Source organism: Roseivirga spongicola (genome assembly GCF_001592965.1).
GTDB lineage: Bacteria > Bacteroidota > Bacteroidia > Cytophagales > Cyclobacteriaceae > Roseivirga > Roseivirga spongicola.
In genome coordinates this window covers 256,116-270,569 of record NZ_LRPC01000001.1, presented here as the reverse complement: position 1 = coordinate 270,569, position 14,454 = coordinate 256,116, and the positions used below count along the sequence as shown (strand labels likewise).

Below are 14,454 nucleotides of genomic sequence, written 5' to 3'. Positions count from 1 at the left end.
TACTATGTCGAATATTACCATTGGTATCATCAAAGAGGGCAAAATTCCTGTAGATAGGAGAGTGCCTTTAACTCCAGATCAAGTCAAATCGATTTTAGATTTAAATCCGTCTTTAGAGATTAAATGTCAACGAAGCGATATTCGTTGCTTTAAGGATGAAGAATATGAGCAAGCAGGAGCCACATTGGTAGATGATGTTTCCGATTGTGAAATTATTCTAGGTGTTAAAGAAGTGCCAATGAATATGTTGGCCGATGGTAAAACGCATTTCTTCTTTTCACACACCATTAAAAAGCAAGAGTATAACAGAGAGCTTCTTCAGACAATCATGAAGAAGAAAATCAGACTGATCGATTGGGAGTGCCTGACTAATAAAAAGGGAAAGCGCCTCATTGCGTTCGGAAGGTATGCCGGCATTGTTGGTGCTTATAACGGCATATTGACTTATGGCAAACGCTATAACCTTTTCCACCTTAGGCCAGCTCATACTTGCTTCGATCTAGACGATTTGAAGACTGAATATAGCAAAGTTGCCCTTCCAAAAATTAAGATAATTCTTACTGGTGGAGGAAGAGTTTCTAAAGGTGCTATGGAAGTGCTCGATGGAATGGGAATTAGAAAGGTAAGTCCTGCGGAGTTTCTAAATGAATACTTCAACGAGCCTGTATATACTCAACTTAATACAAGAGATTATAATAGCAGAATTGCAGGTGGAATCTTTAATAGAGATGAGTTTTATGCTGACCCTACTAAGTATGAATCTAGCTTCTTAGAGTATGCGAAAAAGGCTGATCTGCTAATTGCTGGTGCTTTCTGGGATCCTAGGGCTCCTGTGTTATTCAATAAAGAAGACATCTCTCGCAATGATTTTAAGATTCACGTGGTGGCAGATATTACTTGCGATATTGAAGGCTCTATTCCTTCCACCAAGCAGCCAAGTACTATTGAAGATCCTGTTTATGACTACAACCCAAGCAATGATAGGGTCGAAGAAGCCTACACCGATGAAGGTAATATTACAGTAATGGCTGTAGATAATTTGCCTTGTGAGTTGCCAAGAAATGCATCTGAAGATTTTGGGAAGGAGTTTGTTTCACATATTCTGCCTAACCTTTTGGGAGAAGATAAAGACGCTATTATTGAAAGAGCCACTATTACTCAAAATGGTGAGCTAACCGATAAATTTTCCTACCTACAAGATTACGTAGATGGACATTAATCAATACATAGAACATACTGCCCTCAAACCTACTTTGGTCGGTAAAGATGTAGACCTACTCATAGCGGAGGCAAAAGAACATAGATTCTTGGGGGTTTGTGTTCCTCCCTTTTGGGTGAAGAAAACTGCACGAGAATTAGCCGATACGGATATTCAATTGGTTACGGTGATTGGTTTTCCCTTGGGCTACAATCAGACTGAGGTAAAAGAGTTAGAAATTAAGCAAGCCATTGAGCAAGGAGCGAATGAGCTAGATATTGTCATGAATATCTCAGCTTTTAAAGATGGAATGCCTTGGGTGAAGATTGAGTTAGCCAAATGTGCTCATATCATTCATGAGGCTGGTTGCTTAATGAAAGTGATTATTGAAACGGCCTATCTGACCGATGAAGAAATAATAAAAGCAACCAAGTTGTGCTCTGAGGCCGGAACTGATTTTGTAAAAACTTCTACAGGGTTTGCAGGTGCCGGAGCGAAAGTAGAGCACATCAAACTAATGAGAGAAAATGCTCCATCTAATGTGGGAATAAAGGCTTCTGGTGGAATAAAAACTTTAGCAGACGCTCAAGCTATGATTAATGCAGGGGCCGATAGACTCGGAACTTCATCTGGAGTAGAAATTATGCAGCAATATGCCGATAGCATTTGAAATAACTATTAAGGGGAAAGTTCAGGGCGTTTTCTATAGAGCGTCTACACGAGATAAGGCCACTGAATTGGGGATTTCAGGTTGGTGTATGAACCTAGATAATGGAGATGTGTTAATTCACGCAGAAGGAGAGCGGGTAGACCTAAATGCTCTATTACTATGGTGTAAAGTTGGACCGCCAAAGGCTAAAGTAGACCAAGTTTTGCATCGAGAAACTGAATTGAAAAACTATTCTGGCTTTAGAATAAGGAGGGCCTAAGCGCTTTTAGTTTTGAAGGTCTGAATACCACGGTGTTTGTACACCTTGAGTTCAAAATGATCAAATATGGCAACCTTCATTCTGTTTTGAGCCAATTCAATTCGCTTTTCAGCAGAGTGAAATACAGTAAGTTCCAAAACGGCTAGAATAAAGTTCTTTCTCAGGCACATGTCTTTAATATATCCTTCAAAAGCATATTTCCAGTCAGCTACATATTTTTCGTAGTGACTAGTGCCGTCAAAAAGCAGTTCTAACTGGTTGTCTCCAATCTGATATCTATAGATTCCTGCAAGTATATCGTAGAGCTCATCAAAAAATGATAAGTTTTCGGCCTCATACTTTTCCACTTGCACACTGATATCATCCTTCAGTCTCAATGGATTGAAGTAATTGAAGTAGCCGAGCTTAACGATGTCAACTAATTGAGCCTGAAGCTCTAGTCTCAGATCGTTCTGGGCCTGCTTGAGAATGTAGTTCTTATCTAATAGAAAAAGTCGGTTCTCCACCGTGAAGTAATTTTGACAAAAATAGCTAAAAATATCAGGTCTCGGAACGTAAATCCAATTATCTGGCAGAGTATCCATTAATGATTCTTCCGAAGAAAATGGCATTCATCATTAGTTTGTTAGTGCCATACCAGAATGCTCTAAAGTTTGGATTGTCTACTAAAGAAACTACTCTGCCTCTGCCAATACTACTAACTCTTACGGATGATGCTCCTTTCATTGCTTCCAAGTTGGCATCGCTAATCCATCCAGAAATTAGGGGTTCTTCAGCATAAACAGCTGCATTAGCAAACTTACTTTCAGAAGGTTCAATTAATATAGTGCCTCTTTTGAATACAGGTAGTTCCTCTCTATAATAACCAAAGGCCATAGGGTGAGAAAGCTGTAATTCAGACATGTAAACTCCTCCAGGTATGTATTGCGATCTCGCATAATTGTTAATCTGGTCGTAAGTTATGTCTTCGGTTCCTGGATATTCTACTTCAACCGCCTTAAGGTCAGAAAGCTTGTTTCTAGCCATCCATTCTACGGCAGAGCCTATACCCACAAGTGTGCCTCCATTACTTATCCACCTTTTAAGATTATCTGTTTCTCTTTCGGATAGATCTAAGCCACCAGTAATAATTATGGTGTTGTACCTGTCTATTGCATTAGAACCGACCCTGCTTTCTGGAAGTTTAGTGACAAGCATATTCATTCTAGTGTCTAGTAGATGCCATACTTCTCCTGCATCATATGAGTTATCGGCTTCAACAATAAGAGCTACCTCTGGTTTTTCAAGGTTTATGAAAGTGTTGCTACCTAAGCTTACTCCGCCTGTAAGGCCAGTGTTCATTGCGTGGATTTGAAGGGCATCGTTTTCAGCAATTTGCTGTAGTTCATAAAAGAGCTCAGTTTCGGATAATGCCTGATTTGCTACAGGAACAAGAATGGAACCTCTATCGAATTCTTTTTCATCTGAGCCAATAAACTTACTAGTAGCTACCTTGATTCTAATCCCTTTTTCTAACAGTCGGTTCGCTGCTCTTGGGGCATAGTACCCATGCCACTCGAACACGTAAGCGTAATTGCTTTGGCCACCAACAACTTGCCCTTTCGGGAACTGTAAATTGTCTACTTTTCCGCCCAACTGGTTGCGACTATAATCCCTACTGCTCATTTCGGCATACTCAAGGTTGAATGCTGCTGGGTAGGTCCAACCCGAGATGTCGTAGAAAAGACTGTCTTGAAACTCAGTTCTCTTTTCGAACATAGCTTTGATTAGCTTGTAGTTTCGCTGTTTCAAGGGCACTATGTAAGCATTGTCTTGATTGTAAGACTCATCATTGAGTTTTATTTCTCTTGAAGGTCTGTAGAAGTCAATTTCTTGGGCATCGAGTATCTCTGCCAAATGAAATGCCCTGGCAGGGTCTTTTTCAGCCTTAAATATGTATGCCTTTACATTGTCGTTGTCTGCTTCGCGAAGCACTCTTTTGTAAAAATCGCGTTGGTAGTCTAGCAATTCTACTCTCATTTCCACGGCAGCCTTCCAGGTAGAAAGAGCAGTATTAAACTGGTTTTTTATGGTGAAAGGAAATTCCAAAATACCGTTGTCACTTTCTTGTGCATGACCACGAGAGCTGGCTTGTTCAAATAAGATACCTATTCCTCCATTTATATCTGGGAAGGTAGAGCCCTTGCCATAGTAAAAGTCGTCATACCCTTCTTCTGTGAAGTACAAAGAACCTATACTGTCTAGAGCAGCGGCATGGTAATTTCCAATTTTTTGAGTGAGTTCTTGGTTTAATTCTGGGGTTAATGGGTGAGTTCTTTGAGGAACACCTGGTTGAAAGAAAAAGGTGGAGTTTGTACCCATTTCGTGATGGTCGGTGAGTATGTTGGGCTTCCACTGATGGTACTTAGCTACTCTATTTCTAGATTCTGGTTGTTGTAATGGAAGCCAATCTCTGTTCAGGTCGAACCAATAGTGATTGGTTCTTCCACCTGGCCATGCTTCGCTATACTCTCTATCCATAGGGTCTGGGTTAACGCGCTTGCTTTTATGCATGTTTGCCCATGTTGCAAAACGATTTAATCCATCAGGATTAAATGAAGGGTCTAGTAGTATAACGGAATTTCTGAGCATATTTTCTACTTCAGAACCTTGGGCTGCAGCCATGTAATAAGCAACCAATAAAGAGGCGTTTGAGCCACTCGGCTCATTGCCGTGTATGCTAAAACCCATATAGGTGACTACAGGCATTTTTTTAATGTCGAACTTATCGGCCTCATTTGGGTAAGTGAGCCAAGCATGGTCACTTCTGATCTTATCAATGCCTAATTGGTTGGTAGGGTGCGTAATAGTGAGTAACACCTGCGGTCTACCTTCATGAGTTCTTCCAATTTCTTCTAGGGTGATTCTGTCAGAAATTTTGGCCAATTCCCTCATGTAAAGTACCAGCTTGTCATGCGTTATGTGCCACTCTCCAACCTTATGTCCAATAACAGACTCTGGAGTTGGAATGGCAGGGTTAAATGATATGTTTTGAGGGAGATAATAGTCTAGGTTTTTCTGGCCAAATGCCTGAAATCCTGTGCATATATAGAATACACATAGTAGTCCTGCCAACTTAGTTTTCATAGTAATCAAGTTCTCAAAAGGCAATATACTGATAACCTTCACTTAATGAAATAAAGGTCTTCTTAGTTAAGTAAAGTTGAATTGACAAGTTGTAAGTATGGGCACTTTGCCAGAAAGTGGCTAAATTGAGCGATAAGCTCGATTAGGGAGCAGAATAGGCGGGGTTGGAGGTCCTAGAGTACAATTATTTTGCATCCTATTTTGGTAGATGCGGAAAAAGCAAGTGGCGGTTGGTTAAGTTATGTTAAGGATAGGTTAATGTAAGGTCCGATTCGTAGCGAAATCATAACATTTGTCAAACAGTCATGACCTCGTAAGCCTGTAGATTTGTTCCCAAATTCTTAACGACACTAAAAGAAGAATCTTTATTAACTAATTATAACTATGAGGAAACAATTACTAGTCTTAATGACATTTGTGTTGTCCTTTGCTACGGCATTTGCTCAGGGCGGTGTTGTACAAGGGAGATTGCTCGATGCAGAAACCGGAGAAGGTGTTTTCGGTGCTTCTGTATTGGTGGTTGGAACTACCAAAGGTGCGGTATCTGATGTTGATGGTCGATTTAGAATCGCCAATGTATCAGGAAACGTTACATTCAGAATTTCTTACATCGGTTACGATCAGATTACTATCGAAAGAAGTGTTTCTGGCGATGTAGATTTAGGAGATATTCAAATGCAACCAAATGTGATTGCTCTCGATCAGATCGAAGTAATTGCTTCCGTTGCAGAAGAAAGAAAAACTCCAGTTGCTATTTCTACAATTAAGTCTGTACAAATTGTAGAGAGAGCGAGTAATCAGGAATTCCCAGAATTGTTGAAGTCTACTCCTGGTGTTTATGCTACTAAAGCTGGTGGTGGATACGGTGACTCTAGAATTAACCTTAGAGGTTTTAATTCAGAGAACGTAGCTGTATTGATCAACGGTGTGCCTGTAAATGATATGGAGAATGGTAGAGTTTACTGGTCTAACTGGGCAGGTTTAACTGATGTTACTCAGTCTATGCAGGTTCAGAGAGGTCTTGGTGCTTCTAAAGTAGCCGTTCCATCAATTGGTGGTACAATCAACATTTTGACAAAAACTACTGATGCTGAAAAAGGTGGTAACGTTGCGGTTTATACTGGTAACAATGGTTACTCTAAAGCTTCTTTTGCTCTTTCAACTGGTCTTTCAGAAGACGGATGGGCTGTTAGCCTTTCAGGTGCTAAAATCACTGGTGATGGTTATGTAGATGGAACTTGGTTCGAAGGTTATAACTACTTCTTCAACGTAACTAAGCAAATCAACGATAATCACATCTTGTCATTAACTGGTTTCGGTGCTCCTCAAAAGCACGGTCAGAGACAGTCAAGAGCTTCTATTCAGTATTGGAGAGATGCTCCAGAGCCAAAAAGATTCAACCCTGATTACGGTATCTTAAATGGCGAAATTCTTTCTGTAGAAGATAACTTCTATCACAAGCCTCAGTTCTCATTGAACCACTACTGGACTATCAATGACAAGTCTGAGCTTTCTACTGCAGTTTATGCTTCTACTGGTACTGGTGGAGGTGGAGGAAACTTAGGTTTCTCTAACGCTACTGCTCCTAGAATTGCAGGAACTTATAGCCCAATTGACTTTGAAGCACTAATTGCTGAAAATGAGATGAATGCTGACGGTAGTGCTTCTGTAGCATTAAGAGCTTCTAGAAACGATCATGAGTGGTTTGGTGCTTTGAGTACTTACTCAAACGAATTGAATAACAACCTAACGCTATTAGTTGGTCTTGACCTTAGATCTTACAAAGGTTTCCACTTCAGAGAAATCACTAACCTACTTGGTGCAGAGTATTACTTAGATGATTCTGATGTTAACCAGCCGGTTAAAGCTGTTAGAGTAGGTGATAAGTATGACTACTACAACATTGGTTATGTAAACTGGATTGGTGGTTTCGGTCAGTTAGAGTATACTAAAGATAAGCTTTCTGCTTTTGCTTCTGCTGCAATCTCAAATACTGGTTACAAGAGAGAAGACTTATTTAACTACTTAGATTCAGATCCTAACCAAATTACTGACTGGCAAAACTTCTTGGGTTACCAGATTAAGGGTGGTGTAAACTACAACTTAACTGCTAATCACAATGTGTTTGCTAACATCGGTTACTTCGAGAAAGCTCCAATCTTCGATAACGTTTTCTTGAACTTCGTAAACGACATCAACCCAGATGCTGAGAACGAAAAAATTGGTTCAATTGAGCTAGGTTATGGTTACAGAAGCAGAACTTTCAATGCTAACGTAAACATTTACAGAACTCAGTGGAAAGACAGAGCTTTCATCAGAACTATTCCTAACAACACTGGTGACGATATAGTAGCTAACTTGAAAGGTGTTAACGCACTGCACCAAGGTATAGAAGTAGACTTCGTTTATAAGCCAAATACTAAATTGAACATTCAAGGTATGGCTTCTCTAGGTGACTGGGAATGGCAAAATGACTTGACTAACGTTCAAATCTTCAATGGTCAAGTTGCTGTAGGAAATCCATTCGACCTTAGAATTGCTGGTTTGAAAGTTGGTGACGCTGCTCAAACTACTGCAGCTATCACTGTTGAGTACTTCATTGTTCCTGACGTGAAAATCTCAGTAGATGCTAACTACTTCGCTGACCTTTACGCGAACTTTGATCCACTTTCTAGATCTACTACTGACTTAGGTGGGGCAACTGGTCCTCAACCTTGGAAAGTTCCAGATTACTCTACTGTAGATTTAAGAATGAAGTACGACTTCAAATTCGGAAACTTTGACGCAACTCTTTTCGGTAACGTAAACAACGTATTTGATACTGAGTACATTGCCGATGCTAATGACGGTTCTGGTAGCAATGCTGCTTCTGCTTCTGTTTGGTATGCACTAGGTAGAACTTGGACTGGCGGTGTAAGAATTAACTTCTAATTGATAAGACTTACTAGAAAATGAAATACTTAAATAAACTTAATCTTGTCGCTTTATTGATGGCTGTTGCTATCGTGTCTTGCGACCCGTTAGAAGAAACTTTCGAAGAATTAGATAACTCAACTGATTCATCGATTTCTGCAGACCTTGAGTTTACAATGTCTGATGATGATTACGAATTGTTAGAAGATGTTCCTGGTGGTGCGGGTATTGCTCAGTACAAGAACTTTGATAATCCTAACGAGCCTAAGGAGTTCCTTCCAATTGTTCTTTCAATGAAGTACCCTCACTTGGGTAATGGTTCTTCTGCATTAGTTACTTACAATTTCTACAACGGAAGTTCTCCAGACTTAAGAGGTGATTACTGGGAGTACACAGTAACTTCAGATGAGTACGATCAATTGGGTTTCCGTTTTGGTAACTTTAGCAATCTTTCTGCTGATATTCCTAAGTATGCTGAATTTAAGCAACCAGATGCTTGGGATGGTGACTACATGGATATTGAGCACAAGTTCTATAATGGTTCTGGTGTAGAAACTATCACGTCTAGAGCAGTGTACACTGTTTCTGACGGATGGCAGTACACTTTCATTCTTCCTGCAGATTCTTATGGAGATTTCTTCGGTGAGAGTGGAACGGACTTTTCTAACAGTGGTGAGGGTCTAGATAAAGTGCCAGTTTACTTGAATAACTTTAGAGTAAACTTTGTTGAGGCTGGTACTCGTTTGGTAGTTCAGTATAACTACGATGACGGTGAAGATGGTGATGTTCCTGCTGTAGGTCTTTACATCTTTAATGGTACTGAGTGGTTACTTTATAACGATCATTACCAAGTTACTCCTGATGTTCTTCAATTAGGTTATGAAGCTGGTGAGTGGGTGCCCGATAATACTATCAAGTATACTTTATCTAATGCTGATTACGCAACTATCGGAGCTGAGTATACTGGTACTCCAAGAGGAGATAATTTGGTTAGCTTCGGTAACTTCAACAGAACTGGTGGAAGTACATCATGGAGCTCTGAACAAGTTATTGATGCTTTAGCTTTCTTGTTAGATAGCGGTGGGTTTGTGACTGAAGAAGGTCAGAAATACCAGATCACAATCGTAATCTACAATGGTTCTACTACTACTGAAGTTTGGAACCTTATTAGAGAGAATGGCGAGTGGGTAGAGAAACAATAACCCATTAGAAATATATATAATGAAAGTCCTGAGGCAACTCAGGACTTTTTTTGTGTCTGCTTAACACTAAGAGTTCTATAAACGGTCGAACTAATTAGGCTGAGGGACGTTACTTTTGAATTAGGATTCAAATGCTGTATTACAAAACATATCAACATGCCGAGTCTACTGAATGGGTAACTTTTGTTCATGGAGCTGGAGGTAGCTCATCCATTTGGTTTAAGCAGATTAAATCGTTCAAAGAGCGATATAATGTGTTATTGATTGACCTTAGAGGTCACGGTAAGTCTCAAGAAATGTTTCAGCGGTACTTTACCAATGAATATAATTTTGAGAACATCTCTAAAGATATTATTGAGGTGCTAGATCATCTCAAAATCCAGAAATCGCACTTTGTAGGTATTTCACTGGGTACTATTCTCATAAGAACCATCTGTGAAATTGCTCCAGAAAGAGTCAACTCTCTTATTCTAGGGGGGGCAGTAACCCGACTTAATGTAAGGTCTAAATTTTTGGTGGCAGTGGGCAATGCAACTAAGAGGTTCCTCCCTTTTATGTGGCTTTACAAATTATTTGCTTGGATTATTATGCCACGCAAGCGGAACCAAGAGTCTAGGATACTTTTTGCTAGTCAGGCAAAAAAACTATGTCAGCACGAGTTCATCAGATGGTTTAACCTCACCTATAAGTTGAATCCGCTGTTGAAGTATTTCAACGAGAAAGAAATAAAGATGCCAACCTTATACCTTATGGGAGACGAAGATTACATGTTTTTACCACAGGTAATGGATTTGGCAAAGAAACATAAGAATTCATTTTTAAATATAATACCCGATTGTGGGCATGTGTGTAATGTAGAGCAACCTGATGCTTTCAACCGCTTGGCCATGAATTTTATAGACTCAAATTCTTAATCTACTAATTGTTCAAATGAGTAAATTTTCTCGAATTGCCGTTATCCTTGTGATAATCATTATAGTCGTTGCTTGGGCCGTTTACCCAAGATTAGACGATTTCACAGGTTCTGGTAGCAATGACGCGATTGCTGCAACGGCTTCTAGAGGTCCTTCTGCACTGCCAGTAAATGTAAGTGTGGTTCAACCTAAATACATAGAAAACAAGATTAAAGTAACTGGTTCAATTCTCCCAAATGAATCTATAGAGCTAAAAAGTGAGGTTTCTGGCTTAGTGACTAAGGTTCATTTTAAGGAAGGTCAGCAGGTGAAGAAAGGAGAACTCCTTATTTCGCTGAAAGATGATGAACTGAAAGCACAACTAGAAAAGCTTAAGTATAGCAATCAGTTGGCTAAAGAAACTGAAGGTAGGCAGAAGCAGCTGTTAGATAGAGGTGCTATCAGTCAAGAAGAGTATGATATCTCTCTGACCAACCTTAATACCACCAGTGCCGATATAAGATTGCTGGAAGCTCAGCTAGATAAGATGTCAATCAAAGCACCTTTTAATGGAACGCTTGGCTTGAGACAAATTAGTGAAGGTGCCTACATTACTAACGGTACTGTAATTACTAGCCTTTATAGCTTGAACCCTATGAAAGTAGACTTTGCTATTCCAGGTAAATATGCTGGTAATGTAAAGGTAGGTAACAGAATTAGCTTCGGAACAGACGCTTCTTTAGATACTTTCGAAGGCGAAGTTTACGCTATTGAGCCAAAGATTGATGAAACTACCAGAACGCTTAGACTAAGAGCACTAGCTGACAATAAGTCGAACCAGTTAATGCCAGGTCAGTTCGCCAAAATCGAATTGGTGATGGAGAGCATAGAAGACGCGCTTATGGTGCCAGCCGTTTCGGTTATCCCTGAATTAAACGGGCACAAGGTTTATATATCTAAAGGAGGAAAGGCTGCTTCGGTTCCTGTAGAGATAGGAATTAGAACGGATGAAGAAGTGCAGATACTTAAAGGAGTGGAACCACAAGATTCTGTGATTATTTCGGGCCTTCTGCAAATAAGACCGGGTTCTGCAGTTCAGATAAACTCAGTAAGAGACTAGTATGGCCAGTTTATCAACCATTAGTATTAAAAGACCAGTGCTTGCACTGGTAATGAATATTGTCATAGTCATATTCGGAATCATTGGCTTCTTGTATCTGGGAGTTAGGGAATTTCCGAGTGTAGACCCACCTGTAATCTCTGTTTCAACCTCTTACACTGGAGCTAATGCAGAGATTATTGAATCTCAGATTACCGAACCTTTAGAAGAGGCCCTTAACAGTATTGCAGGTATTAAAACCCTGACTTCTACTAGTAGAGATGGTGGTAGCTCAATTAGTGCAGAGTTCGATTTAGGTGTAGACCTTGAGGCCGCTGCCAATGATGTTAGAGACAAAGTAGCCGGAGTAGTTAGAAGACTGCCTCCTGACGTAGAGCCACCAAACGTATCTAAAGCCGATGCAGATTCGAGCCCTATTATTTTCCTCAATATTTCGAGTAGTGAGAGAGACCTTCTGGAGCTAACGCTTATAGCTGAAAACATCTTCAAGGAAAGAGTTCAGACTATCCAAGGAGTGAGTTCGGTACAGGTCTGGGGCTCTAAAAGGTATTCCATGAGGCTTAAAATGGATCCAGAGAAATTGGCTGCCTATGAGCTTACCCCAATAGATGTATTGAATGCGGTTAATAGTGATAATGTTGAACTGCCTTCAGGAAGAGTGGAAGGTGCTGAAACCGAACTTACTGTAAGAACAGTTGGCCGAATCAACACTCCTCAAGAATATAACGACCTGATTGTAAAAGAAGAGGGCGATATTATTGTTCGCTTTAGAGATATTGGAGAGGCAGTTCTGGCACCGGAAAATGAAAGAACTATTCTGAAGAGAGACGGAGTGCCTATGGTGGGTATTGCTGTTATCACTCAGCCAGGATCTAACAATATTGAAATTGCCGATGCCTTTTATGAAAGAATTGAGCAAGTAAAGAAAGACTTACCTGCAGATATTAATGTTGCTATAGGCTTCGATAATACAGATTATATCAGAGAGTCTATCACAGAAGTGCAACAGACCATTATAGTTGCCTTTGCGCTCGTAGTAGTAATCATTTTCTTGTTTCTAAGAGACTGGAGAACCACTGTAATTCCTATTGCTACTATTCCAATTTCACTAATTGGAGCATTTTTTATTATGTACGTTTCTGGCTTTTCCATAAACGTACTTACCCTGCTCGGAATAGTGTTAGCCATTGGTCTTGTAGTAGACGATACCATTGTAGTGCTAGAAAATATCTACTCTAAAATTGAGGGTGGTTTACACCCAGAAGAGGCTGGCGTTAAAGGAGCAAATGAAATTTTCTTTGCGGTAATATCTACTACGGTAGCCTTGGTGGCAGTATTTATGCCAGTTATTTTCCTTCAAGGTTTAACGGGAAGGCTATTCCGTGAATTTGGTATTGTAGTGGCTGGGGCGGTTGTAATATCGTCTTTTGTAGCGCTTACCCTTACTCCTATGATGAGTACACGGATATTAAAGAAGCGCGAAAAGCACAACGCATTTTATAATTTTACAGAGCCCTTCTTTGTTTGGTTGAATAATGTGTATGCCAAGTCTTTAGACTCATTTATGAAAGTGAGGTGGATGGCTTTTGTGGTTATTCTATTGGCAGGAGGAATGATTGCGTTTTTCTTAACGGGTAACCGAATTCCTGAAGAAATTGCTCCATTAGAAGATAGATCCAGTGTTCGTGGTTTTGCAACAGGGCCAGAAGGAGCCACTTTTGAGTACATGGACAGATATGTGGATAGCCTTATCACTGCTGTAGATAAAGAAGTGCCAGAGACACAGGCCATTATTACGGTTACTTCTCCTGGTTTTGGTAATAGTGCAGTCAATTCTGCTAGATTTTTCCTGATTCTTAAAGACCCAGACCAAAGAAAGAGAACTCAACAACAAATTGTAGATGACTTTACACCGGCAGTGAATCGATACACCGAGGCGAGAGCATTCTTGTCTCAGCCCGCAACTATTGGAGGAAGAAGAAGTTCTGGCTTCCCCGTACAGTATGTAATTCAGGCGCCTAACATTGAAAAGCTGAAGGAAGTTTTACCTGAGTTTATGCTCAGAGCACAGGACTCTCCTGAATTTACATTTGTTAATCTAGATCTTAAGTTCAATAAGCCAGAGATTAAGATTGAAATTGATAGGGAGAAGGCTAGGTCTTTAGGACTATCGGTTAGAGACATTGCCCAAACCTTACAGCTAGGCTTGTCGGGTCAACGTTTTGGCTTTTTCATTTTAGATGGAAAGCAATACCAAATTATCGGTCAGGTAGATAGAGAGAATAGAAACGATCCATTAGATCTGAAAACGCTTTATGTAAGAAACAATCAGGGCGAACTAATTCAGCTAGATAATTTGGTAACCCTTACTGAAAGCAGCTCTCCACCGCAACTCTACCGATTCAATAGATTTGCTTCAGCTACGGTTTCGGCCAACTTGGCTCCAAAAGTTACTACTGGTCAAGGAATTGAAGCAATGGATAGAATTGCTGATGAAGTACTAGACGAAACCTTTCAGACAGACTTAGCGGGCGAATCTAGAGAATTTAAAGAAAGTACTAACAGTCTTTACTTTGCGTTCGGTTTTGCTTTGGTGCTTATCTACTTAGTACTATCGGCTCAGTTCGAAAGCTTTGTAGATCCGCTTATCATTCTGTTTACCGTACCGTTGGCACTTGCAGGTGCATTATTGGTGCTTTGGAGATATGAAGAAACTTTGAACGTATTCAGCCAGATCGGAATCATTATGCTAGTAGGTTTGGTGTCTAAAAACGGTATCCTCATTGTAGAGTTTGCCAATCAAAGAAAGGCACAAGGGCTTAGTGTAATGGAAGCTATTGTAGATTCATCTAGGTCTAGATTCAGGCCAATTCTGATGACTTCTTTTTCAACTATTCTGGGAATTTTACCTATTGCCTTAGCACTTGGAGCAGGTGCCGAAAGCCGAGTATCAATGGGGGTAGCCATTATCGGTGGTCTAGTATTCTCAACTATTTTAACTCTTTATGTCATTCCGGCCATGTACTCTTACTTTACAAGTAAGAAGAGCCGTTTGGCCAGAACATCAGCTTAA

At 40.1% G+C, this 14,454-nt stretch carries 10 protein-coding genes; 8 read left to right on the top strand and 2 right to left on the bottom strand.

Features of this window, described 5'->3' with window-relative positions; translation table 11 throughout:
- Window positions 1-4 precede the first annotated feature (4 nt).
- The 3 genes from AWW68_RS01185 to AWW68_RS01175 are packed head-to-tail and all read left to right on the top strand — an operon-like array spanning window position 5 to window position 2,127.
- Window positions 5-1,219, top strand: a complete 1,215-nt coding sequence (locus AWW68_RS01185) for an NAD(P)-dependent oxidoreductase (RefSeq protein WP_068215724.1) — start codon at window positions 5-7, stop codon at window positions 1,217-1,219.
- Window positions 1,209-1,868 carry a deoxyribose-phosphate aldolase gene (deoC, locus tag AWW68_RS01180; RefSeq protein ID WP_068215723.1) on the top strand — a complete coding sequence of 220 codons (660 nt, stop codon included), beginning with the start codon at window positions 1,209-1,211 and terminating at the stop codon, window positions 1,866-1,868. The genes AWW68_RS01185 and deoC overlap by 11 nt, the downstream gene beginning before the upstream one ends.
- Window positions 1,852-2,127 (top strand): acylphosphatase, encoded by a 276-nt coding sequence (locus AWW68_RS01175; RefSeq protein WP_068215720.1) that lies wholly within the window; start codon window positions 1,852-1,854, stop codon window positions 2,125-2,127. The genes deoC and AWW68_RS01175 overlap by 17 nt, the downstream gene beginning before the upstream one ends.
- Here the strand turns inward: AWW68_RS01175 and AWW68_RS01170 are convergent.
- Together AWW68_RS01170 and AWW68_RS01165 are read right to left on the bottom strand one after the other, a co-directional pair.
- Window positions 2,124-2,738, bottom strand: a complete 615-nt coding sequence (locus AWW68_RS01170; RefSeq protein WP_221405959.1) for a hypothetical protein — start codon at window positions 2,736-2,738, stop codon at window positions 2,124-2,126. The two genes, AWW68_RS01175 and AWW68_RS01170, sit on opposite strands and share 4 nt — an antisense overlap.
- Window positions 2,692-5,253, bottom strand: coding sequence for a M14 family metallopeptidase (locus tag AWW68_RS01165; RefSeq protein WP_068215716.1), 2,562 nt, complete (start codon window positions 5,251-5,253; stop codon window positions 2,692-2,694). Before AWW68_RS01165 ends, AWW68_RS01170 begins: the two co-directional genes overlap by 47 nt.
- Before the next feature lie 384 nt (window positions 5,254-5,637).
- Here AWW68_RS01165 and AWW68_RS01160 point away from each other — a divergent pair, with 384 nt between their 5' ends.
- The 5 genes from AWW68_RS01160 (at window position 5,638) to AWW68_RS01140 (ending at window position 14,454) form a co-directional block, all read left to right on the top strand.
- Window positions 5,638-8,184 carry a TonB-dependent receptor gene (locus AWW68_RS01160; protein WP_068215714.1) on the top strand — a complete coding sequence of 849 codons (2,547 nt, stop codon included), beginning with the start codon at window positions 5,638-5,640 and terminating at the stop codon, window positions 8,182-8,184.
- Between the two features lie 20 nt (window positions 8,185-8,204).
- Complete coding sequence (locus tag AWW68_RS01155; protein WP_157717472.1) at window positions 8,205-9,368, top strand: hypothetical protein; 1,164 nt, start codon at window positions 8,205-8,207, stop codon at window positions 9,366-9,368.
- Window positions 9,369-9,499: 131 nt separating this feature from the next.
- Window positions 9,500-10,282: an alpha/beta fold hydrolase gene (locus tag AWW68_RS01150; protein ID WP_068215711.1), complete on the top strand. Its 783-nt coding sequence runs from the start codon at window positions 9,500-9,502 to the stop codon at window positions 10,280-10,282.
- Between the two features lie 16 nt (window positions 10,283-10,298).
- Complete coding sequence (locus tag AWW68_RS01145; protein WP_068215708.1) at window positions 10,299-11,381, top strand: efflux RND transporter periplasmic adaptor subunit; 1,083 nt, start codon at window positions 10,299-10,301, stop codon at window positions 11,379-11,381.
- Between the two features lies 1 nt (window position 11,382).
- Window positions 11,383-14,454, top strand: a complete 3,072-nt coding sequence (locus AWW68_RS01140; RefSeq protein WP_068215701.1) for an efflux RND transporter permease subunit — start codon at window positions 11,383-11,385, stop codon at window positions 14,452-14,454.

Coding starts and splice junctions, on each gene's coding strand:
- AWW68_RS01150 (WP_068215711.1), top strand. CDS start 9,500: ATGCTGTATTACAAAACATATCAACATGCCGAGTCTACTGAATGGGTA.
- AWW68_RS01140 (WP_068215701.1), top strand. CDS start 11,383: ATGGCCAGTTTATCAACCATTAGTATTAAAAGACCAGTGCTTGCACTG.
- AWW68_RS01155 (WP_157717472.1), top strand. CDS start 8,205: ATGAAATACTTAAATAAACTTAATCTTGTCGCTTTATTGATGGCTGTT.
- AWW68_RS01175 (WP_068215720.1), top strand. CDS start 1,852: ATGCCGATAGCATTTGAAATAACTATTAAGGGGAAAGTTCAGGGCGTT.
- AWW68_RS01160 (WP_068215714.1), top strand. CDS start 5,638: ATGAGGAAACAATTACTAGTCTTAATGACATTTGTGTTGTCCTTTGCT.
- AWW68_RS01145 (WP_068215708.1), top strand. CDS start 10,299: ATGAGTAAATTTTCTCGAATTGCCGTTATCCTTGTGATAATCATTATA.
- AWW68_RS01185 (WP_068215724.1), top strand. CDS start 5: ATGTCGAATATTACCATTGGTATCATCAAAGAGGGCAAAATTCCTGTA.
- AWW68_RS01165 (WP_068215716.1), bottom strand. CDS start 5,253: ATGAAAACTAAGTTGGCAGGACTACTATGTGTATTCTATATATGCACA.
- deoC (WP_068215723.1), top strand. CDS start 1,209: ATGGACATTAATCAATACATAGAACATACTGCCCTCAAACCTACTTTG.
- AWW68_RS01170 (WP_221405959.1), bottom strand. CDS start 2,738: ATGCCATTTTCTTCGGAAGAATCATTAATGGATACTCTGCCAGATAAT.